General features: G+C 70.3%; 20 protein-coding genes. 10 read left to right on the top strand and 10 right to left on the bottom strand.

What is annotated here, in order from left to right; genetic code table 11:
* Positions 1–17: 17 nt before the first annotated feature.
* The 3 genes from OG194_RS29160 (at position 18) to OG194_RS29150 (ending at position 2,610) form a co-directional block, all read left to right on the top strand.
* Positions 18–1,103: a Gfo/Idh/MocA family oxidoreductase gene (locus OG194_RS29160; protein WP_327403744.1), complete on the top strand. Its 1,086-nt coding sequence runs from the start codon at positions 18–20 to the stop codon at positions 1,101–1,103.
* Complete coding sequence (locus tag OG194_RS29155) at positions 1,100–1,618, top strand: heme-degrading domain-containing protein (RefSeq protein ID WP_327403743.1); 519 nt, start codon at positions 1,100–1,102, stop codon at positions 1,616–1,618. Before OG194_RS29160 ends, OG194_RS29155 begins: the two co-directional genes overlap by 4 nt.
* Before the next feature lie 113 nt (positions 1,619–1,731).
* Positions 1,732–2,610 carry an LLM class F420-dependent oxidoreductase gene (locus tag OG194_RS29150; protein ID WP_327403742.1) on the top strand — a complete coding sequence of 293 codons (879 nt, stop codon included), beginning with the start codon at positions 1,732–1,734 and terminating at the stop codon, positions 2,608–2,610.
* 84 nt (positions 2,611–2,694) lie between these two features.
* On the opposite strand, the gene OG194_RS29145 is transcribed toward OG194_RS29150, so the two are convergent.
* The 4 genes from OG194_RS29145 to OG194_RS29130 all read right to left on the bottom strand — a co-directional run bounded on the left by OG194_RS29145 (position 2,695) and on the right by OG194_RS29130 (position 5,320).
* Positions 2,695–3,552 carry a fumarylacetoacetate hydrolase family protein gene (locus OG194_RS29145; RefSeq protein ID WP_327403741.1) on the bottom strand — a complete coding sequence of 286 codons (858 nt, stop codon included), beginning with the start codon at positions 3,550–3,552 and terminating at the stop codon, positions 2,695–2,697.
* 139 nt (positions 3,553–3,691) lie between these two features.
* A complete protein-coding gene (locus tag OG194_RS29140; RefSeq protein WP_327403740.1) occupies positions 3,692–4,366 on the bottom strand; it encodes a YidC/Oxa1 family membrane protein insertase in 675 nt (224 codons plus the stop codon).
* Positions 4,367–4,452: 86 nt separating this feature from the next.
* Complete coding sequence (locus tag OG194_RS29135; RefSeq protein ID WP_327403739.1) at positions 4,453–4,743, bottom strand: DUF6412 domain-containing protein; 291 nt, start codon at positions 4,741–4,743, stop codon at positions 4,453–4,455.
* Between the two features lie 49 nt (positions 4,744–4,792).
* The gene (locus OG194_RS29130) at positions 4,793–5,320 is read right to left on the bottom strand and encodes a winged helix-turn-helix transcriptional regulator (RefSeq protein WP_327403738.1); all 528 of its coding nucleotides are present in this window, start codon (positions 5,318–5,320) and stop codon (positions 4,793–4,795) included.
* A 68-nt stretch (positions 5,321–5,388) separates the two neighbouring features.
* Here OG194_RS29130 and OG194_RS29125 point away from each other — a divergent pair, with 68 nt between their 5' ends.
* Positions 5,389–6,804 carry an MFS transporter gene (locus OG194_RS29125; protein WP_327403737.1) on the top strand — a complete coding sequence of 472 codons (1,416 nt, stop codon included), beginning with the start codon at positions 5,389–5,391 and terminating at the stop codon, positions 6,802–6,804.
* An 85-nt stretch (positions 6,805–6,889) separates the two neighbouring features.
* On the opposite strand, the gene OG194_RS29120 is transcribed toward OG194_RS29125, so the two are convergent.
* From OG194_RS29120 to OG194_RS29110, 3 genes are all read right to left on the bottom strand, one after another.
* Positions 6,890–7,969: a CU044_5270 family protein gene (locus OG194_RS29120; protein ID WP_327403736.1), complete on the bottom strand. Its 1,080-nt coding sequence runs from the start codon at positions 7,967–7,969 to the stop codon at positions 6,890–6,892.
* A complete protein-coding gene (locus OG194_RS29115; RefSeq protein WP_327403735.1) occupies positions 7,966–8,649 on the bottom strand; it encodes an RNA polymerase sigma factor in 684 nt (227 codons plus the stop codon). Before OG194_RS29115 ends, OG194_RS29120 begins: the two co-directional genes overlap by 4 nt.
* An 85-nt stretch (positions 8,650–8,734) precedes the next feature.
* Positions 8,735–9,514, bottom strand: a complete 780-nt coding sequence (locus tag OG194_RS29110; RefSeq protein ID WP_327403734.1) for a class E sortase — start codon at positions 9,512–9,514, stop codon at positions 8,735–8,737.
* Between the two features lie 217 nt (positions 9,515–9,731).
* Between OG194_RS29110 and OG194_RS29105 the strand changes: the two genes are divergently transcribed.
* From OG194_RS29105 to OG194_RS29080, 6 genes are all read left to right on the top strand, one after another.
* Complete coding sequence (locus OG194_RS29105; RefSeq protein ID WP_327403733.1) at positions 9,732–11,207, top strand: beta-1,6-galactanase; 1,476 nt, start codon at positions 9,732–9,734, stop codon at positions 11,205–11,207.
* A gap of 41 nt (positions 11,208–11,248) precedes the next feature.
* Entirely contained in the window at positions 11,249–12,460 is a 1,212-nt protein-coding gene (locus OG194_RS29100; protein ID WP_327407244.1) for an MFS transporter, read from the top strand.
* 576 nt (positions 12,461–13,036) lie between these two features.
* Positions 13,037–14,110 (top strand): SEC-C domain-containing protein, encoded by a 1,074-nt coding sequence (locus tag OG194_RS29095; protein WP_327403732.1) that lies wholly within the window; start codon positions 13,037–13,039, stop codon positions 14,108–14,110.
* Between the two features lie 108 nt (positions 14,111–14,218).
* Positions 14,219–14,644 carry a very short patch repair endonuclease gene (locus tag OG194_RS29090; RefSeq protein ID WP_327403731.1) on the top strand — a complete coding sequence of 142 codons (426 nt, stop codon included), beginning with the start codon at positions 14,219–14,221 and terminating at the stop codon, positions 14,642–14,644.
* The gene (locus OG194_RS29085; protein ID WP_327403730.1) at positions 14,637–15,623 is read left to right on the top strand and encodes a DNA cytosine methyltransferase; all 987 of its coding nucleotides are present in this window, start codon (positions 14,637–14,639) and stop codon (positions 15,621–15,623) included. The genes OG194_RS29090 and OG194_RS29085 overlap by 8 nt, the downstream gene beginning before the upstream one ends.
* Before the next feature lie 47 nt (positions 15,624–15,670).
* Positions 15,671–17,200: a DNA cytosine methyltransferase gene (locus OG194_RS29080; RefSeq protein ID WP_327403729.1), complete on the top strand. Its 1,530-nt coding sequence runs from the start codon at positions 15,671–15,673 to the stop codon at positions 17,198–17,200.
* Between the two features lie 7 nt (positions 17,201–17,207).
* Here the strand turns inward: OG194_RS29080 and OG194_RS29075 are convergent, their stop codons facing one another.
* Genes OG194_RS29075 through OG194_RS29065 form a run of 3 tightly spaced genes read right to left on the bottom strand, consistent with a single transcriptional unit; the run spans position 17,208 to position 21,218 of the window.
* Positions 17,208–18,086 carry a DUF6339 family protein gene (locus tag OG194_RS29075; protein WP_327403728.1) on the bottom strand — a complete coding sequence of 293 codons (879 nt, stop codon included), beginning with the start codon at positions 18,084–18,086 and terminating at the stop codon, positions 17,208–17,210.
* Positions 18,083–19,078: a hypothetical protein gene (locus tag OG194_RS29070; protein WP_327403727.1), complete on the bottom strand. Its 996-nt coding sequence runs from the start codon at positions 19,076–19,078 to the stop codon at positions 18,083–18,085. The genes OG194_RS29075 and OG194_RS29070 overlap by 4 nt, the downstream gene beginning before the upstream one ends.
* A gap of 4 nt (positions 19,079–19,082) precedes the next feature.
* Complete coding sequence (locus OG194_RS29065) at positions 19,083–21,218, bottom strand: helix-turn-helix domain-containing protein (protein WP_327403726.1); 2,136 nt, start codon at positions 21,216–21,218, stop codon at positions 19,083–19,085.
* Positions 21,219–21,472: the final 254 nt, after the last annotated feature.

Below are 21,472 nucleotides of genomic sequence, written 5' to 3'. Positions count from 1 at the left end.
TTGCGAAAGTGGAGGGCATGACTGGACGCACGACTCGCACACCCCTCCGCGTCGGCCTCGTCGGCTACGGCCTCGCCGGCTCCGTCTTCCACGCCCCGCTGATCGCCGCCACCGAGGGCCTGACCCTCGACACGGTCGTCACCTCGAACCCGGAGCGGCAGGAACAGGCCCGCGCGGAGTTCCCGGACGTCCGCACGGCCGCGACCCCCGAGGAACTGTTCGCCCGCGCCGACGACCTGGACCTGATCGTCATCGCGTCCCCGAACAAGACGCACGTCGCGCTCGCGACCACCGCCCTCAAGGCCGGCCTCCCGGTCGTCGTGGACAAGCCGATCGCCGGCACGGCAGCCGAGGCACGCGAGCTGGCGGCCCTCGCCGAGCAGCACAGCTTGCTCCTCTCCGTCTTCCAGAACCGCCGCTGGGACAACGACTTCCTGACCCTCCGCAAGCTCCTCGCCGAGGGCGAACTGGGCGACGTATGGCGCTTCGAGTCCCGTTTCGAGCGCTGGCGCCCGCAGCCCAAGGGCGGCTGGCGCGAGTCCGGCGACCCGGCAGAGATCGGAGGTCTCCTCTACGACCTCGGCAGCCACGTCGTGGACCAGGCGCTGGCCCTCTTCGGCCCCGTCGCCTCCGTGTACGCCGAGTCGGACATCCGCCGCCCGGGCGCGGAGACGGACGACGACACGTTCTTCGCCCTGACCCACACGAACGGCGTCCACTCGCACCTGTACGTCTCCGCGACCACCGCCCAACTCGGCCCGCGTTTCCGGGTGTTGGGCTCCAAGGCGGGTTACGTCAAGTACGGCCTCGACCCCCAGGAGGCCGACCTCCGCGACGGCAAGCGCCCGGGCACGGAGAAGAACTGGGGCCAGGAACCCGAGTCCCTCTACGGCCGTGTCGGCGCCGGAGAGTCCCCGCTCACCGGTGGCGGCCGCCCCGAGCCGACCGTCCCCGGCGACTACCCCGCGTACTACGCGGCCGTCGCCGCCGCCCTCCGCGACGGCGCCCCCAACCCGGTGACCGCCCTGGAGGCGGCCGCCACCCTCGACGTACTGGAAGCCGCGCGCCGCAGCGCCCGCGACGGAGTGACGGTGACCCTGTGACCCAGAACAAGCCCGCGATCACCCAGCGGATCGCCCCCGAGATCACCCCGACGGTCGAGGAACTCGAAGCACAGGAACGGCACTTGGTGTTCCAGCGCTTCACCTACGACGACGCCTGGGCGCTGGGCTCCCTCCTCGTGGAACTGGCCCGCGAGAGCCAGGCCCCGGTCGCCATCGACATCCGCCGCGCCGGCCAGCAGCTCTTCCACGCGGCACTTCCGGGCTCCTCCCCCGACAACGACGCGTGGATCGACCGCAAGCGCAAAGTGGTCGAACGCTTCGGCGCCGCCTCCTACCTGGTCGGCACCCGCTTCCGCGCCAAGGGAAGCACCTTCGAGGACTCCTCCCGCCTCGACCCGGACGAGTACGCGGCCCACGGCGGCTCGTTCCCGATCAGGGTCGAGGGCGTGGGCGTGATCGGCACGGTGACGGTGAGCGGTCTGCCGCAGCTCCAGGACCACCGATTCGTGGTGGCGGCGCTGGAGCAGTTCCTGGACGACGAACGACGAAATTAGATGAACGACGGGATTGAACGACGGGATTAAGCAGGACCCGACTCCGGTTGGCACTGTCCACAGGGCTCCTAGGGCTCACCGGTCCAGGTCCGACAGCGGAGGGAACAGCAGCGATGAGCAGCGATACGCCGAAGAAGCTGAGGGAAACGGTCGGGCGGTACGGCATCTGGAGCGTGGGCCTGCGCACCGAGGATCCGGCCCGGCGCGGTGAACTCGCCGACGCGGCGGCCGAGTTGGAGCAACTCGGTTACGGCGCGGCGTGGTTGGGCGGCAGCAGCGCCGCCCGACACGCCGTACCACTCATCGAGGCGACCTCGACGCTCGCCGTCGGCACCAGCATCCAGAGCATCTGGCAGTACGACGCGGCCGAAAGCGCCGCGGGCTTCGCGGAGTTGGAGGCGGCCCACCCCGGCCGCTTCCTGCTCGGCCTCGGGGTGAGCCACGCCAAGCTGGCGGACCAGTACCGCCGCCCGTACTCGGCACTCGTGAGCTACCTGGACGCCCTGGACACCGCCGGAGTCCCCGCCGACCGCCGTCTCCTGGCCGCCCTGGGCCCGAAGACCCTGGAGCTGGCCCGCGACCGCTCGGCCGGCTCGATCCCGTACCTGGTCACCCCCGACCACACGGCCAAGGCCCGCGCCATCCTCGGCGAAACCCCGCTCCTGGCCCCGGAGTTGAAGGTGGTCCTGGAAACGGACCCGACCCGGGCCCGCACCCTGGCCCGCGACTACCTGGCCATGTACCTCGCCCTCCCCAACTACACCAACAACTTCCTCCGCAACGGCTTCACCGAGTCCGACCTCGCGGATGGCGGCAGCGACCGCCTGGTGGACGCGGTCTTCGCCTGGGGCGAGGACGCTCAAATCCGCGCCCGCATCGACGCCTTCGTAGCGGCAGGCGCGGACCACGTGGCCCTACAGATCGTGGACGGCGGCTCCCGCGAAGACCTCCCGAGGGAGGCCTGGCGCAAGCTCGCCTCTCTATTGGGCTGAGGGACACCAACCCAGGGGCGCGGGGAACTGCGCGACCAGCCACAACGGCCGCGCACCCGCAAACAATGCACAGCCCCCCACCCCTCAGGCGTCCTTGAACTCCTGCCGCTGCTTGCCCAACCCCGCGATCTCCAGCTCGACAACATCCCCGGCCCGCAAGAACGGCTTAGGCTCAGGCTGCCCAAGAGCAACCCCCGCAGGCGTACCGGTATTGATGACATCCCCGGGATACAAGGTCATGAACTGGCTGACATACCGCACCACTTCAGCCACCGAGAAGATCTGCTCACCCGTCGTCCCGTCCTGCTTCAACTCCCCGTTCACCCACAGCCGTAGCGACAAAGCCTGCGGATCCGGAACCTCGTCCGCCGTCACCAACCACGGCCCGAGCGGGTTGAACGTCTCGCAGTTCTTCCCCTTGTCCCACGTCCCGCCCCGCTCGATCTGGAACTCCCGCTCGGACACGTCATGCGCGACCGCATACCCCGCGACATGCGCGAGCGCCTCCTCGTGGGACTCCAGATAGCGGGCCGTACGCCCGATGACGACCGCGAGTTCGACCTCCCAGTCCGTCTTCACCGACCCGCGAGGGACCAGCACCGTGTCGTACGGCCCGACGACCGTGTCCGCCGCCTTGAAGAAGATGACCGGCTCGGCGGGCGGCTCGGCGCCGGTCTCGCGGGCGTGGTCGTGGTAGTTCAGCCCGATGCACACGACCTTGCCGATCCGCGCCAGCGGCGGCCCGACCCGCAGCCCGTCGGCGTCCAGCGCCGGCAGCTCCCCGGCGTCGGCCGCGGCCCGGATCCGGCCCAGCGCGGCGGTGTCGGCGAGCAGCGGCCCGTCGATGTCCGGGACGATGCCGGACAGGTCCCGCAGGGTCCCCTCGGCGTCGAGCAGCGCGGGCCGCTCCGCCCCAGCCGTACCGACTCGCAGCAGCTTCATGTTCACCATCTCCATCGATCGCGGACGGTCGACCGATGGGTGCAGCCATCGGAGGACTGGTCGATCCTCCAAGCTCACGGTCCAGTCCGCAATACCTGGTTCACGGACTGGACCGTAACCACAAGCCGTCAGGCTGCCGTCACGTGTAAAGAACCGCCCGTTCTACGGCGCTCCAGGCCGCGCTGGTCACCACGTACAGCGCGACGGCGAGCGGCACGACGGCCACGGTGATCAGCGTGCCGTAGGAGAGGAGCGGCAGCACCTTCCCGAGGGCGCCGGTACCGGTGCCGGCCGGGGCGACGGCGGCCGCGCGCCGGGTGCGGACGTAGGTGAAGGTCGCGACCGCGACGACGACGAGGAACAGCCCGACGTAGACGAGCCCGGCCGGTCCGAACATCCCGTCCCCGGCGAGCGCGTCGGCCCAGCGTCCGCCGAGCGGCGCGGCGAACAGCTGGTGGGAGAGCAGGCCGTCGCCGCCACCGGAGAACAGGCGGTAGAGGAGGAAGAACGCCGGGAGTTGGAGCAGGCTCGGCAGGATCCCGGACAGCGGGGACACCTTCTCCTCTGCGTGCAGGTCGAGTACGGCCTTCTGCAGCTTCTCGGGCTGCTTCGCGTACCGCTTCCGCAACTCGGCGACACGCGGCTGGAGTTGGGCCCGGGCCTGCTGCCCACGCGCGGCGGCCCGCGACAGGGGATGCACGAGGAGTCGTACGAGAGCGGTGAACAGGACGATCGCGGCGGCGGCCGCGGCCGTACCGAACAACGGGTGGAGCAGGTCGGCGAGTTGGTCGACCAGGGCAGCGAAAACGGACATGGGTGAGCCCTCCGTGGGTCTCGTCGTGCCGGGAGTGGGCATGGCGACGGGACGACCCTCAGCGCGGGGCGGCAGAAAGAGGTGCCTTACGCGGTGGTCGTCCGGAGGGTGTGTCCGGGGGCTCGGGGGCGTGGGCGGCCCGAGGCGTCGGGGTCTCGCTGAGGCAGGAACGCCGTACGGCGGGCCCGGTCGCGGATGGCCGTACGGACCCGGGTGGGCGGTACGGCGGGCGCGCTGCGCGCGGTGAGGAGGGCGCAGACGGCGAGGGCGGTACCGGTCGCGGCGAGCGCGACGGCGGCCGGGAGGCTGCCGGTGTCCACCAGCACGATCGGGAGCAGGAAGAGGAGCAGCAGGGCGCTCGCCCGACGCTGGTTCATGGGTCCGCTCCCTCCCTCGACTGCCGTTCTCGTACTGTCCGTCTGTCCGTTATACCGGATCCGGCTCGATCGGCTGGAGCAGTCGCCTCGGTTTGAGGAACGCCCGGCTGACCGGATCCGCCGGGTCCGGATCGAGTCCGGGGCCCGGGTCCATGATGACATCCGCGACGGGGACGATGACGGCGCAGGTGGGGCACTCGCCGTAGGAGCCGAGTTCGGTGCCGCAGTCCGCGTGCCGGAAGTAGCGCAGCTGCGTCTCACCGTACTGCTCGCGCTTCCACCGGCCGAGCGAGCGCAGCACCGGCCACAGGGCGATCCCGCGCTCGGTGATGACGTACTCGTCGCGCGGCGGGGACTCCTGGTACCGGCGTTTTTCGAGGATGCCCTCGGCCGTGAGGGCCTGGAGGCGGCCGGCGAGGACCGCGCGCGGGATGCCGAGGTGGGCGAGGAAGTCGTTGTAGCGCCGTACGCCGTAGAGGGCGTCCCGGACGACGAGCAGCGTCCAGCGCTCGCCGACGACCTCCAGCGCCCCGGCCATCGAGCATTCCTGTCCCGCGTAGTCCTTGCCTAGTGACATGTCCTCCACTGTAGCCACTTTCCGACAGTAAGTTCAATGAACGAACCTAAGGTGCTACCGTGCCCCCCATGACTAGGTTCAATGAACGAACCCTCGATGAAGCTGCCCAGGTCGCCGAGGTGACGAAGGCCCCCGAGGTCTCCGGGCGGAGCGTGCCGCACCCCCGCGCCACCCTCGCCCTGACCAGCGCGGCCACCGCCGTGGCGCTGATGACGTACACCGCGCCGATGGTCACGCTCCCCGACATCGCCGCCGCCCTGCACACCCCGCTCTCCGCCCAGGCCTGGCTCCTGAACGGCACCCCGCTCGGCCTCGCCGCACTGCTCCTGGTCGCCGGCAGCCTCGCCGACGACTACGGCCGCCGCCGGACCTTCCTCGCCGGCACCTTCGCGCTGGGCATCACCACCGCGCTGTCCGCGCTCACGTCCTCGACCTGGCTGTTCACGCTGACCCGGATCGCGCAGGGCGCGTCCAGCGCGGCGCTGCTCGCCAGCAGCCTGGGCCTGATCGTGCACGCCTTCCCGACCCCGCGCGGCCGTCTGCACGCGACCGGCGTGTGGGGCGCGTTCGTCAGCGGCGGCATAGCCGTCGGCCCGCTGGTCGCGGGCGCGATGCCGGACTGGCGGCTGATCTACGCCGTGCTCGGCGCGGCGGCGATCGTCGTGGCGGCCCTCGGCGTCCGTACATTGTCCGAGTCCCGCGCGCCGCGTGGCGGACGCCCCGACCTGGCGGGCGCGGTCACCTTCGGACTGGCCCTGGTCGCCCTCGTCGCCGCCCTCACCCTGGGCCGCGACGGCTGGCTGCGGGCACCGGTGGGCCTGCTGGCACTGGCTGCCGTGGTACTCGTCGGCGTCTTCGCGCTGGTGGAACGCCGGATCGCGACCCCGATGATCGACCTGAGCCTGCTGCGCCACCGCCTCTTCCTGGCGTCCTCGGCGGGCGGCCTGTTCACGGGCTTCGCGGTGATCGGCCTGTTCAGCTTCCTGCCGGCGCTGTTGCAGCAGACGCTGGGCCTGTCCGCGATGGACACGGCCTGGCTGTTCCTCCTCTGGTCGGGCCTGTCCTTCGCGGTCGCCCTCCAGGCCCGCCGCCTCGCCGGCCGCGTCTCGCCCCGGCACCAACTCGCCCTGGGTTTCCTGCTCCACGCGGCCGGCGTCCTGACGATGCTGGGGGCGCTGGACTCCGGTTCCTGGCTACGGCTGCTGCCGGGACTGGTGATCGCGGGCGTCGGCAGTGGCCTGCTGAACGCCGCGCTGCCGTTGCTGTCCGTCGAGTCCGTACCGGCGGCCCGGGCCGCGATGGGCTCCGGCGCCCAGCAGACGTTCCGCTACATCGGCTCGTGCGCCGGGGTCGCGCTGACCATCGCGATCGCCACGTCGGCGGGAGGTGGGCTTGCCCGGGGTGCGGACATCGCGATGGTGGTGTCGGCGGGGCTCGCTGTGGTGGCGGCGGTGAGTGTGGGCGTGCTGCGGGAGCGCGCGTGAGGTAGGTGAGGTGTGTGAGGTGTCCGCACCCCGCCCGCGCCCACCCCGGCGTTCCACAGGGGCGCTCCCCCGGCGCGTCTCAGGGTCAGGGGCGCTCCCCCGGTTTGTCCACGACGCCCCATGCGGCGCGGGCCGTGATCATCTCGTCGGGGTCCGTGCCCGGCGCGGGCGACGCCACCGCGTACGGGCGGCCGTCGGCGCCCTTGGGGATCTCGACCGGCGCGGCGTGCCTGGTCTCCCCCAGGTACGCGTACGTCTTCGGGTCGAAGAACAGCTCCTGCTTGCCCTGCCAGCCCGAGGCGCTGGGCTTGGCGTAGGTCACGGTGACGCCGATGGCCGCCCGCCCGAGGGGGTCCTTGACGCCCTTCTCCACCCGGGCGCCGGGGATCTTGGCGAGCGCCCGGAACAGACCGGCCTGCGCGTTCGGCGGGATCAGGACGGAACGGTAGAGGACGTCGATCTCCCGCCAGTCGCGCTGCGCCGCGCTCTCCCCCTTGATGTCGCCGAGGGCGTGCTCCTTGCGGATGGCGGCCATCATGCGGTCGGGGTCGCTCGGGAGGGTCGCGAGGAAGCGGTAGAACTGGCGCTGGGACCGGTCGTCGTAGCCCTCCTTCTTCCACTTCTCCTCCTGGTTGGGGCCGTACCAGACCTGGAGTTTGTTCGGGTCGAAGTGCGAGATGTCGCCCGAGCCCGGGATGCCGGGCAGGTGTGCGGAGCCCGTGCCGTCCCAACGGGTCCACTGCTCCCCGCTCTGGGGCTTCCCCTGATCGAAGGAGGTGGTCTTCTCGTAGACCCACTGCTTGGGGCCGGGCTCGGTGGCGCCGATCTTCTCCACGGTGGCGGCGGCCAGTTCGAGGGTGTCGGCCGAGGCCTGCGCGGACAGCAGCTGACGGCCGCCGGTGGCGGCGGACGGGGTGGGGGCGGCGGACGGGGAGTCGTGGGTGAGGGAGACCACGGCCCCGCCGGTGACGACGAGGCCCGTGGCCGCCGCGGCGCCCATCAGGACGAACCCGCGGCGGGGCAGCGCGGCCCTGGCGGGTCGGTTTCCGGCGGCGGTCTCCTGCCGGAACGCCTCGGTGAGCAGGGCCCGTTGCGGCGCGAGGCGGTCGCTGTCGGGCAGGGGGACGTCGGCGCGCAGGGCACGTGCATCGACCGGCTCGTTCATGCGGGATCACCTTCGGGTACGTGCGGTTCGAGCGGTTGGACGGCGTCACCGGCGGTGTCGTCGGACCCGTCGGACGGGCGGTAGGGACCTGCCGTGACGCGCAGTTTCCGGCGGGCCCGGTTGAGCCGGGACCGGACGGTGCCGACCGGGATGTCGAGGGCCTCGGCGATCTCCTGGTAGGTGAAGTCGGCCCAGGCGAACAGCAGCAGCGCGTGCCGGTCCCCCTCGGAGAGGGCGGCCAGCGCCTTGGCCAGCGGCCGGGAGGCGGCCTGCGCGGTGACCCGGTCGTCGGCGGAGTCGGTCCATGTCTCGGCCACCGGGTCGTGACCGGTGCGGGCGAGCAGCTTCAGCGCCTTGACCTCCTCACGGCGGTGCCGGCTGATCAGCTTGGCCGCGATGCCGTACAGCCAGGGGCGGACACCGGCCCGCCCGCTGTCGTAGCGGGCTCTTATCCGGAACGCCGTGAGGAAGGTCTCGGCGGTGACGTCGTCGGCCGCGTCACGGCCGAGGCGCCGGGCGACGTACTGGTGGATGGTGGGCGCGTGGCGGTCGAACAGCACGGCGAAGCGCTCGGGTTCGTCGAGCGAGGCCGCGACGAGCACGGCGTCCGGCTGCGCGGTGTCCGCTTGCGCGGTGCCGCTCCCCCGGGAGGAGCGGCACAGTGAATCGGAATCGGTCATGGACGGTCCGTGTGGTCGGAGGAAAGGGACAGCGTTCACCCAGTACTTGCCGACTGACCGGAATCGGGTTCACGGCCCCCCAGTGTCACGTGCGGGGTCGCGTGGAGGTGAGCGTGCCCCACACGACCATGCGGTACCGGGACGTGTACTCCGGGGTGCAGGTGGTGAGGGTGACGTAGTAGCCGGGCCGGCTGAAGCCGTAGGACGGCTTGACGATCGAGCGCGGGACCGGCCGGATCACGCCCGAGTCGGAGGCGGAGGTCTGCGGCAGGATCTTGTCGACCGTGTACGTGTAGGTGGCCGCGCTCGTCTCGACCTCGACGGTGTCCTTGAGGCGCAGTCGCGGGAGATACCGGAACGGCTCGCCGTGGGTGTTGCGGTGCCCGGCGAGCGCGAAGTTCCCTGCCTGGCCCGGCTGTTGGGTGCCGGGGTAGTGGCCGACGTACCCCTTGTTGAGCACGTTCCGCTTGCTGACGCCCTCGGCGATCGGGACGCGGAGGTGGAGGCGGGGGATGGTGAGCACTGCGTAGGCCTGGGAGCGGCGGGGAGCGGTGGCGGAACCGGTGGGGTCGGTTGAGCCACCGGCTGCGGTGCCCCGGCGCGGTGAACTGCCGCCCACCAGACCGCTGTTGGCCGACGGGGTGTCGCCGCTCCCCGCACCCGGTGTCGCCCATTGCCGTTCCAGGGCCTGTACTTGATGCTCGGCGCCCTGACGGGCCTCCCGGTTGGTCCACCACAGCTCGTGGACGACGAGGAGGAGCAGGACGACCCCGGCGGTGACGAGGAACTCCCCACCGGTCCACAGGGCGCGTCGGCCCAGCGCACGGCGTCGACGGCCGCGGTGCTGCACGACGGGAACCCGCATGGGCCGCACGATAAGGGCCGGTTCGCGAACTCACCAGACGCATGGCTCCGTTGACCGGAAAGGGCGCCCGTTCGATCCTTCGTACACGGGTTTTAGAAAGGGGTGTCGCAACCCTCGACAACCTCACGCACCACACCCGATGCTTCCTGATGGCACGAGCCGGGGGGATGGCCGACGCCGGTGGGACGACCGGCGGTTGAGCGAATCGGGAGTAGAGATGATCCGACGCAGAACCCTGCTGGCCGCAGCGGGCGGTGGGCTCCTCGGCACCGCCCTGGCGACCGGTACCGCACGGGCCGACGCGACGATCGCGGTCAACCCGGGTACGACGTACGGCACTTGGGAGGGCTGGGGCACCTCGCTCGCCTGGTGGGCGAACGTCTTCGGCGCCCGGGACGACTTCGCCGACATCTTCTTCACCACCAAGTCGACGACGTACAACGGCACTTCGCTGCCGGGCCTGGGCCTGAACATCGCCCGTTACAACCTCGGCGCGTGCAGCTGGAACGCGGTGAGTGGCGAGTCGATGGTCGCCTCCGCCAACATCCCCGCGTTCAAGCAGATCGAGGGCTACTGGCAGGACTGGAACAACGAGGACCCCACGTCCTCGGCCTGGGACTGGACCGCGGACGCGACCCAGCGCGCGATGCTGGTGAAGGCGACCTCGCGGGGCGCGACCACCGAACTCTTCGCCAACTCCCCCATGTGGTGGATGTGTTCGAACCACAACCCGTCGGGCGCCTCCGGCGGCGGCAACAACCTCCAGACCTGGAACTACCGCCAGCACGCCTCCCACCTCGCCTCCGTCGCCCTCTACGCGAAGAACAACTGGGGAGTGAACTTCGCGACGGTGGAGGCCTTCAACGAGCCCTCGTCGAGCTGGTGGACGGCGACAGGTACGCAGGAGGGCTGCCACATGGATTCGACGGTCCAGGCGGCCGTACTCCCGTACGTGCGCAGCGAGTTGGACAGCCGAGGCCTGACGAGCACGAAGATCTCGGCGTCCGACGAGACGAGCTACGACCTCGCGCGCACGACCTGGAGCGCCTTCTCGTCCACGACGAAGGGGTACGTGAACCGGGTCAACGTCCACGGCTACCAGGGTTCGGGCGGCCGTAGGGACCTGCTCTACACGGACGTGGTGACGACGTCGGGCAAGGCCCTCTGGAACTCGGAGACGGGCGACAGCGACTCCACAGGCCTGACGATGGCCGGCAACCTGCTCTACGACTTCCGCTGGCTGCACCCCACGGCGTGGACGTACTGGCAGGTCATGGACCCGTCGTCCGGCTGGGCGATGATCGCGTACGACCAGAGCACGCTCACGGCCGGCGCGGTCCAGACGAAGTACTACGTGATGGCCCAGTTCAGCCGCCACATCCGCCCCGGCATGACGATCCTGGACACGGGCGTGAGCTACGCGGCGGCGGGCTACGACGCGTCGGCGAAGCGGTTGGTGATCGTCGCCGCCAACACCGGCTCGTCGTCGACGAAATTGACCTTCGACCTGTCCAAGTTCACTACGGTGGCGGGTGGTTCGAGCGGTCTGGTCCCGCGCTGGAACACGGTGACGGGTGGTGGAGGTGACTTGTACACCTCCCACTCGGACACGTATGTGAGCGGCAAGACGGTGAGCGCGACGTTCGCGGCGGGGGCGGTGCAGACGCTCCAGATCGACGGAGTGGTGATCTGACCCCGGGCCTCCAACTCGGTTACGGCGGCGGGCGGTTCGGCCTGCTCGCCCTGGCGCTCGGCGGTTTCGGAATCGGCCTGACCGAGTTCGTGATCGCCGGGCTGCTGCCCCAGGTGAGCCGCGGCCTGCACGTGTCCACGGCGGCCGCGGGCTGGCTGATCTCCGGCTACGCGCTGACGGTCGCGGTGGGCGCGATAGCGGTGACGGCGGCGACGGCGTCCCTGCCCCAAAAGCCGGTCCTGGTGGGCTTGGTGGCGCTGTTCGTCGTCGGCAACCTGCTGTCTGCGCTGGCCCCGGGATACGGGGTGATGCTGCTGGGCCGAATCGTCGCGGCCCTCTGCCACGGCTCGTTCTTCGGCATCGGCTCCTTGGTCGCCCGCCGCCTGGTCCCTCCCGAACGGGCCTCGCGGGCAGTCTCGTTGATGTTCACCGGCCTGACGGTGGCGAACGTGCTGGGGGTCCCGTTCGGCGCGCTCGTCGGCGAACGGTGGGGCTGGCGGGCGACGTTCTGGGCGATCACGGCGATCGGGGCGGTGGCGCTGATCGCCATCGCCGCCCTGATCCCGGCGTGGGCGGGAGGGAGGGGTGGCCGCGCTGACCTCCGCACGCAGGTGCGCGCCTTCCGCTCCACCCAGGTATGGCTGACCCTGACGGCCACGGCCCTCGGCTACGGCGGCATGTTCGGCGCGTTCAGCTATCTCGCGTACACCTTCACGCGGGTCGCGGGTTTCTCGCCGACGGATGTGGCGTGGCTGCTGGTGGTCTACGGCACGGGGCTGGTCGTCGGCAACATCGCGGGCGGCCGGGGCGCGGACCACAACCGGGACGTGACGCTGCTGGTGTCCCTGGCCGGCCTGGCGACCACGTTGACGTTGTTCGGGGTGCTGGCGAGCAGTCGGCCGGCCTCGGTGATCCTGGTGTTCTTGCTGGGTGTGTTCGGGTTCGCGACCGTCCCCGGGATGATCACGCGGGTCACGGATGCGGCCGGGGGTGTGCCGTTGGCGGCGAGCGCGAATGTGTCGGCCTCGAACGTGGGGAACGCGGTGGGGGCTTGGGCGGGGGGTCTGGTGATCAGCGCGGGGTTTGGGTATGCGGCTCCGTTGTTTGTGGGGGCGGGGATTGTGGGGGTGGGGGTGGGGGTTATGGGGGTTGCGGTGTGGGGGGTGCGGGTTGGGGGTGGTGAGAGCGGGGTGGGGGCGGGGGCGGGTGAGGCAGTCGGAGGGGGAGGGGTCGTAGGGCGGCGGGGGTTGTAGGGGTGAGGGGTTGGTGAGAGCGGGGCGGCGCGAGGGCGTAAGGCGCGGGGTCGGTGCGAGCCGGGCGGCTCGGTATTGGCGAGGACCGGGCGGCGCGGGGTCGTAGGGACGCGGGGTCGGTGGGAGCGGGGTCGGTGGGAGCGGGGCGACGGCGCGGGCTCGGCGACGCTAGGTTGCGGAAGCGCAGGGGGCGTATACGTGCGGGTCGCAGAGAATGAGGGGGTTGAAAGGCCGGGGCGCCGGTAAGCGCGGGGTCGTACAGGCGCGGAAGTCGTGGAGGCGGGGCGACGGCGGGGGCGGGGCGACGCAGGGCCGTAGCGGCGCAGGGGTCGTAGAAGCAAGGCGCCGACAACGGCGGGGCGTCGGCAACGGCGAAGCGACTCGGGGTAGCGGCGTAGGGGTGTAGACGCGAGGCGGTCGTAAAGGCGGCGGAGCCCGAGAAGTCACCCCGTGCTCCCCGTGGGGCGGGCTCCGGTGGCGTCCTTACCGCTCCCCCACGCCACTCTCACCGGCCGACCTGGGCATATCTCTGCCCTTGCCTCCATCTGTGTCGGCATCGGCAGTACCGTGTCGTTCATGCGCCCCGACACGCCCGCCGAGAACGTCGACCACTCCGCCGAAGCGGCCCGCCTGGAGCGGACCGCCGCCCGTTACCCCGAGGACGCCGAAGCTCTGCTCCTCCAGGCCGCGGCCCACCTGGAACTGGCCGGCGACCGCCCCGCCGCCACCGCGCTCTACGACCGCCTGCTGTCATCGGCGGACGCCCTGGAAACCCCCCATCTGGTACGGGCCCTCAAGGCCTCGAACCTCTGGGAGTACGGCCACGAGGCCGAGGCCAGGGCGATCATCGACGGGGTACGGACCGCGTCCCCCCGCGATGCCGCGCCCTGGGTGATCGTCGCGGAGTCCCTGGAGTCCCACGACGAGTTGGAGGCGGCGCAGGAGACGTTCACGGAGGGCGTGACGCTGCTCCTGACCGATGTCCCCGAACCCCCTTACTCCACCCACCCGTTGCTGTACGGCCGGCACCGGGTGCGGCGGATGCTGGGCGTGTCGCACGACGAGTGGGACACGCTGGCGGACACGCTGCACTCGGCCCACGCGTCCTCGTCGTCTTCCTTGTCTCCCGCATCCTCCTCGTCTTCCTCGTCGCCGGTGTCCCTGGACGAGCTGCATGATCCGAAGCGGGTGTGGTCGCTGGGGTCGGACAATCCGGCGGAGCTTGAGGCCGAGATCTCGCGGCTGCGGGCGGAGCTGGGCGCGTTCCGGGAGGCGTTGTCCCGTCCATTCCCGGTGGCCGTACTGCACTGGCCCGAGGGGGAGTTGGCCGAGCTGGTGGGGGCGTACGAGTCCCTCGCGGTGGAGTACCCGTCCCACGAGGAGCACCTCGCGACGATAGAGGGGTCGTTGCGGGAGCTGGCGGCGAGCGGGACGCCGAACCTTGGGATCGTTACGGGGACTGTGCCTTCTTATGAGGCGTTCGCAGCGTCCGAGGGAGCTTCGCCGGGGGATGTTGATCTGTTGCCGCAGTATGCGACCACTCTTGCTGCGCGGGGGCGGGCTGTGGTTTGGCCGCCTCAGCGGGGGGCCAGTTGTTGGTGTGGGTCGGGAGATGCGTACGGGGAGTGCCACGGGACCGGGCAAGCCTGACGGTGTGCCGGCTCCGAAGGTTGACACCCCGGAACGTAGATCACGGGTTCGTGAGGCTGGACGACAGTGAACAGTGTGACGCCCTCCTCTCCGGGCGTATCGGCCCGCATGAGCAGACAGGCGAGCAAGGACACGGAGGCCGAACTGGCCGTGCGGCGGCTGCTGCACGCCGGCGGGCTCCGATATCGCGTGGAGTACCCCGTGCCGGACATGCCCCGACGCCGGATCGACGTGGCCTTCACCCGGGCCAAGGTCGCGGTGCTCATCGACGGCTGCTTCTGGCACGGCTGCCCTCAGCACGCCACTCGCCCGAAGGCCAACGCGGACTGGTGGCGCACCAAGTTGGACCGGAACATGGCCCGTGACCGGGAGACCACCGAGCATCTGCGGACGGCAGGGTGGACCGTGCTGCGGTTCTGGGAGCACATGCCGGCGGAGGAGGTCGCGGCCACGGTGCGCGCGGTGGTGGACCGGCGGACGCAGCGGACGCCGGAGCAGGACGGCCGGACGGACCGAGGGGGAACTGATGGCTGACCGACTTCGGTTCGTGGACATCTGCTCGGGCGCGGGCGGATTGGCTTCCGGGCTGGAGAGTGCGGGCTTCTCGCCGGTGCTTCTGCTCGACAACAAGCTCCAGGCCTGCGAGACGCTCCTGGCCAACAGGCCGCACTGGAGCGTGGTCCGCGAGGATCTGGTCGATTTCCTTCCGGAGGAGCACCCGGAGACCCTCGACGTCGACCTCCTGTCGGCAGGCCTACCGCGGGTGAAGTCCTCGGCCGCGGTGCGGCGTTCGGACAGCGACCAGGAGCTGCGCCTTCTCACCGCCGCTGTCTATCTGGTCCACTCGATCCAACCGCGGGCCCTGCTGCTGGAGAATCTGCCCGCGCTCGTCGAGTCCCCGGCCTACGCCGGCATCCGCGACTTCATCCAGTCCGAACTGACGCATCTCGGCTACGGATTCCGCTGGTTCGTGCTGAACGCGGCCGACTTCGGTGTGCCGCAGGAGCGCAGGCAGGGCATTCTCGTGGCGCTCAAGAAACCATGGCTCGACGCCTTCACCCCGCCCGAGCCCACGGTGGACGCGCATGTCCCGGTCGGTCGGGCCCTGCGGCGGTCGATGCGCGCCCGGGGCTGGCGCGACGCCGACGCCTGGGCGGCCCAGGCGCTGTCCGTGGCACCCACCCTGGTCGGAGGTTCGGACAACCGCGGCGGGGCGGATCTCGGCCCGTCCGGAACGAAGCGGGCCTGGGCGCGGATGGGGGTGAACGCGGGCTCGTTGGCCGACGAGGTGCCGGGGGCGGAGTACCGATGGCCGCGCTCGGCGGACCCCGCACAGATGCTGAAGATCACGGTGGATCAGGCGGCCCTGCTCCAGTCGTTCCCCCCTGAGTGGCACATCACCGGGAAGAAGACAGCCAGGTACCGGCAGATCGGACACGCGACTCCCCCACCGGTCGGAGGGGCGCTCGGAGCCGCCATCGCGACCGCTCTGAACTCCCCCGGTCGCACCTGAGCAAGACACACGCAGCGCCCCGGTGGCGCCGTCTAAACTTCAGGCCCATGAGCCACATCGAGAAGGTAGACTCCCCACCTGCGCATTTCCATATCCTGGACTTGTTCGCGGGACCGGGCGGACTGGATGTGGCAGCAGATGTGCTGGGGTATCAGGTCACCGGCATCGAATGGGATCCCGGGGCCTGCGCCACCCGCAGTGCGGCGGGGATGGACACTTTTCAGGGCGATGTCCGGCAGTACCGCGCGGCTTTCTTCCCTCGTGCCCAGGTACTGACCGGTGGACCCCCTTGCCAGACTTTCACCGTGGCCGGGCACGGGGCGGGCCGTAGAGCGCTGGACAAGGTTCTGGAGTACATCGAGCGTCTGCACGCGGCCGTACGCCCGGAGAACCAGCAGGACTGGCGGCAGATCTTCCGGACCTGGCGAAAGATCTCCGAGGAACTCAGACAGCGGGAGCTCGACGCCAAAGGGATCAAGGCCGAGAAGCGCGAGGTCGAGGAGCTCAGAGCCAAGATCCGCAAGGCCATGAGGAACAGACTGGACCAACTGGGGACCTCGCCGGACGAGGTCAAGAAGTTCGTGAAACAGCTCAAGACCCCGCAGAAGATCGACTCCACGGATCGCGAACTCGGTGATCTGGTCAAGGAGTTCAGCGATCTGAACAACAAGCTCGGCAAGTTGAAGATCCAGCTGGAAGAACTGGGCGACGAGCGCACGGGGTTGGTCCTGCAACCCCTGTGGTGGGTGATCGAGCGGAGCCGGCGCCCGGGATGCACCCCCTACGAGGCAGTCGTCCTGGAGCAGGTGCAGGCGGTCATGCCGGTGTGGGAGAAGTACGCCGAGGTGTTGGCCTCTCTCGGCTACCGGACCCGGACCCAGCTCATGCACACCGAGGCCTTCGGTGTTCCGCAGACCCGACGGCGCGCGGTCCTGATGGCCCGGCTGGATCGGACCGCCTTCCCCGGGGCCGGCACCGGCCGTCTCCCGACGGTGCCCGAGACTCATGAGCTGTACCACCGCAGCAGTTCCTCCGTCCCGCCGTCGAAGACAGGTCAAGCGGACACCCTCCCCTTCAAACAGCCCTGGGTCTCCATGGAGACAGCCCTCAAGAAGGCACGGCAGATCTCACGCAAGGTGGGTGATCGCCCCGCTTTCACCGTCGTCTCCAACTACGGGACAGGCGGCATCCCCGAGGCGCGCGGCCGACGGGACCACGACGTCCCGTCCGCCACGATCACGGGCAAGGTGTCGCGGAACCGGGTGGTCCACAAGGGCACCGACAAGGACCTCGCCGACTTCAACCGCTTCAACAACGCCGAGGCGGGGGTGCTCCAGACGTTCCCCGTGGCGTACCCGTGGCGCGGCAACGACGTGGCGCAGCAGATCGGCAACGCCGTACCGCCCAGACTGGCTCTGCACGTGTTGCGGCAGGTCCTCGAACCCGGGCTGAGCGCCGACGGGGTCGAGGACCGGCTGGATCGGGCCGTCGTGAAACTGGAGAAGTGGAAGCCCGGCAAGCCGGTCGAACTCCGCGAGCACGGTGGATGGGAGGGGCATCCGCTCACGGGCAGATGACCCCTCGTCAGGCCTGCGGCGCACGTCCTCTGACCGGGGCAGTCTCGAAGAGTTCGGCGAAGCAGTCCGTGAGCGCGACCACCGCCCCCTCCGGTACCGGCTCCTCGTCCGGCCCGGCCGGCAGGGAGTGCCGCGGCACCGGGGGCGCGGACTCCGCCTCCGCGATCCACTGCCGGAGAGCCTCGGGATCGCGTGGCTCGTCCGGGGCCAACGCGTCGTAGACGAGGGTCGCGCCGGCGGCGTTGATCGCCGTCATGAGGCCCTCGATCTCCCGGCCGGTGGTGGCGATCCCACGTCCCAGGACACGTACCAGTGCCTGGGCCGTAGGCCGGTGGTCGATCAGATCCCGGCGCAGCGCGTTGTGGATCAGGTCCTGGTTGGCGCAGGCCGCAACCACGGGAGAGTAGTCCTTGCCGTTGCGGAACATCTCCGCCGCCCACCACAGGCGCGAGAAGCACTGTCGGTCGAGCGGCCCCCGGAACCGGGCCGGGTTGATGCGCGGCTCGGGCCGGCCCGGCGCGGGCACCGGGGGGTGCCGCCAGGCCACGTAGTCCGGGGCGACGCCCAGCGCGAGGTGGGTCCAGAGCCTTCGGTCCGCGGCCTCCCGCCGGGTGATGCGGAGCGTCGCGTGCAGCCGGGGCGCCAACCAGCCGTCGGCTCGGGTCCTGTTGTCCCTGAACTCGTGCATCGCGTCCTCCACCAGTTCCCTGAGGGGATCGACCTCCCACCGAGGGTCGTCGGCCGACAACGGTTCGACGGTCCTGGCGAGATCGACACCTGCATGTCCCTGGACCCCCTTGAGCAGATCCTCGGTGAGGAAGGGGTCTGCCGCCGTCGCGGACAACAGGCCGAGTCGCCGCGGAAGTCGGTACGGCTTCTCGATCATGCGCTGTCCTCTCTATTCATCTGCTGCAACCCGCGCAGGGCGTTGGCGAGCGCCTTGCCCGCCCCGGCACGCCGTACGGCGGCATAGTGGATGCGGGTCTGGAGCTCCACCCATCCCGCGTCTCCGGTACGTCGCCGATGCACCTGTCGGAGCGCCTCCTCGACGTGGACACCCGGCACCACGTCGGGAAGCATCTCCCGCAGCACTTCGCCCTGCCAGTCGGTGGGGAAGACCGGTGAGCCGTCGGGTTCGACCTCCAGGTCGCCGACGGAGCTGTGGAACACCGCGGTCCACACATCGGTGGCCATCTGGGAGACCAACATCTCGTGGACCTTGCTCTCGATGCCCCCGCTGTCACCGCCCAGCAGGTCCGAGAAGCCCTCGATGTCGGTGTTGACCAGGACGGTCGGTACACGGCCCGAGGCGTCCACGATCCAGGGCGCGTCGGCGTAGGAGTGCAGCCACTCCCGCGCGCTCTTGGAGAAACCCATCTGCTTGACGTCGAGCCGCAGACCGCCCAGCGGCTCCTCCGCGACCACGTCGACGGTCCACTCGTCCCCGGTCTCGGCGATCGCCCGACCGACCACGTCGTCGACCGTGGCGACCGCTTGGACCGCGAGGCCGGCACGGCCCACGTGATCGTCACGGAGCACCTCGATGTCGCCGGACCACTCCTTGCTCCCGGGGGCGTCCTGCCGAAGATCGACGGCGGTACGCACATTGGTCTCACCGTCGGTGAGCACCGCCAGGACACGCAGTCCGCTCCACGGTGCGTCAGGAGCATTGGCGCCGGGCGGCAGCGTGGCGGACAGACCGATCCTGGCGGAGACCCAGTCGTCGCGCTGCGCCACGCCCAGGGCGACGGTCCGCTGCGGGGTCGAGTAGGCCGAGGTGTCCAGGCGGTCCCTGGAGCCGTCGACGAGCTTCAGGGACACCGAGGTCACGCGAAGGGCGATCGGCCGGTTGAGCCGCTTGTACGGATAGAACTTCACGTCGTCACTCCCCCGTACCGGCACGCAGTTCGACAACGAGCCGGGTGAGCGCGGCCCGCACCGGATGACCGGTGACATCGGTCGAGCCCCGGAAGACCGCCCGCCGGGCGTTCGGCGTGAAGCGGAGCACACCACCCTCGACCTCGCAGCCGTCCACGGCGACAAGTTCCGCCCAGTCGAGTCTGGGACGGCTGCCCGACCGCACGTCGAGCAGGACCACCGGCGTCATGGCAGGCAGTTCGTCACCGCGGGGCAGTTTCACCTCGGCGACGATCTGCCACTCCCCGCCCTCGCCGATCCGGGCGTCGAGCCCGTCCAGTTCCGGCAGGACCTGCCCGGAGCCGCGTGTCGGCGCGGCCCTCCGCGCGACGGTGAGCGCCTTCCGCAGCTTCGCGCTCCCCGCCTGGCCGTCGGAGCGCTTCGGACGGACGACCAGTTCCTTCACGGCCGCGTTGACCTCGGTGGTCAACCTGGCGATGCGGTGGTGCGCGGTGTGCGACCAACGGAGGGTCAACTCCTCGGTCTGGCCCCAGCGGTCGTGCTCGGGCGGCTCGGCCGCGCGCAGGAACTCCTCCGCCTCTTCCGCGAAGGGAACCGATTCCCCGGCGGCCTGCCCCACCAGGAGCACGGCCTGAAAGGCGTTGACACCCAGCGGCAGGCCGGCGACGCCGGACTTCTTGATGGTCATCCGATTGCCGCGCAGCGAGTGGACCTGGTTCGGGACGCCGTCCGCGTCCTCGGCCTCCGTGACCAGAAGGACCGCCGGGTGGGTCCCGAGCGTGCCGCGGCGCTCGCCGGAGAGCGGCAGCCGGAGCGGAACCGTGCGGAGGGCGACCTGACCGGCCTCGGTGAGTCGGTCCACGGTCGCCCCGTCGTAGAAGGCGCGCAGCGCCCGGGTACGGGCGGGTTGGGTGTTGGTGGGGTCGACCTTCTGCTCCTCCATGACGACCTTGCCGTTGCGCAGTGCGCGAACCGAGGTCTCCAAAAGGGGAAGTCGGTTTCCGCCACCGGTCATCGCCGCCCAGAAGTCCCGCTCCAGCGCCTGGACCAACCGTCGGTGCATGGCTCCGATGTCACGGGTGCCGTCGTCGTCCGCGTCCTCGTCGTCGGTTCCGGGACCGGCCTGGTCGAGGCTCGCCAGATCATGGGCGCCGACGATGAGGAAGGAGGTACCCGGTTCACCGCTGTCGCGGGTGAGGTGAAGGCGTTCGACCGTCTCCTCGTCGGCCCACCAGGAGCGGGCGACCTCGGCTCCCTGGGTGTCGGGGTCGGGGCGCCCGAGCCATGCGGGGCCGGCGTACTCCCGGCCGTCGACGGAACGCCACGGCAGCTCCAGTCGTCCGATGACACGGCGTTCGGTGCGGCCCTCGTGAGGAACAGAGAGGGTGGAGTTGATCAGCACCATGCCGAGGGCGCTGGTCGCCCAGAGCGTCGCCTTGCCCAGACCGTAGGAGCCGCCCGCACTCCGTCCCGACTTGAGACTCTCCAGTTGACGTCGGACGACGGCCGCGAACTTGCCGTCTTCGTAGTCGTCGCCGGTGAGACCGGAGGCGTTGTAGTCGTCGATCCGCAGCAGGACCAGGCGCCCCTTCTCGAACATGTCACGAACGCCGGCATCCACGACACGTCCGACCTTCTGGTGGGACGCCGCCTGCGACACCGCCAGATAATGGGGGTGCAGCTCGTCCCAGAGGATCGCCTGACGGAAAGCGTCCAGCGCCTCGCCGGTGAGTTCATGGAGGGTGTAGCGCACGCGCACCGGACGGTCGTTCTCGGTGAGCCGCTCGTCGAGGCTGTTCTGACAGGTCTCGCGGGCGAGCACCTGGACGTCCGCGTCGAAGGCGAAGGCCGCCGCGTTGCCGCCGTCGCGTCCGCCGTCGGAGTAGCCGGGTCGGTGGTACCAGGTGACGGGGAGACCGACCTGGGTGTCGGTGGTACGCATGTGGACCGTACCGACATCTGTCCCGAGCGCCTTGGCGATCTCCGCCATCACGGTCGGACGAGGTACCGACCTCTTGGTGATCCAGGCCGAGACCGCGGCCCGGGTCAACCCCAGCTCCTCGGCCAGCTCCGCCTGGGTCCTGCCCGTCAGCTTGAGTTGGCGGGCCAGCCAGGGCCCGAACTCCTCACCGGTCTCCACGTAGACCCACCCGATCCTCCGTTGCGCCTGCGGACACGGACAGGCTAATTTGACATGGGGCCCGACGTCAATTGTTGCTTGACGAAAGCCTCGCCCAACCTTCCTGATCATCGACTGCCCGAGATGTCCCCTTTGGGGCGCTTCGTGGAGTTTGAAGACATTTACACCGCGGTTCGGAATCTGGAATTCCGATTCCGTCCACCGAAGCACTTGAACAGGGTGGCGCGGGCCCCGGGATTTGCCCTACGGTTCCT

The organism is Streptomyces sp. NBC_01288, assembly GCF_035982055.1.
Taxonomy (GTDB): Bacteria; Actinomycetota; Actinomycetes; order Streptomycetales; family Streptomycetaceae; genus Streptomyces.
Note: the sequence above shows the minus strand (reverse complement) of the source record. Positions and strands in the feature narration are given on the sequence as shown.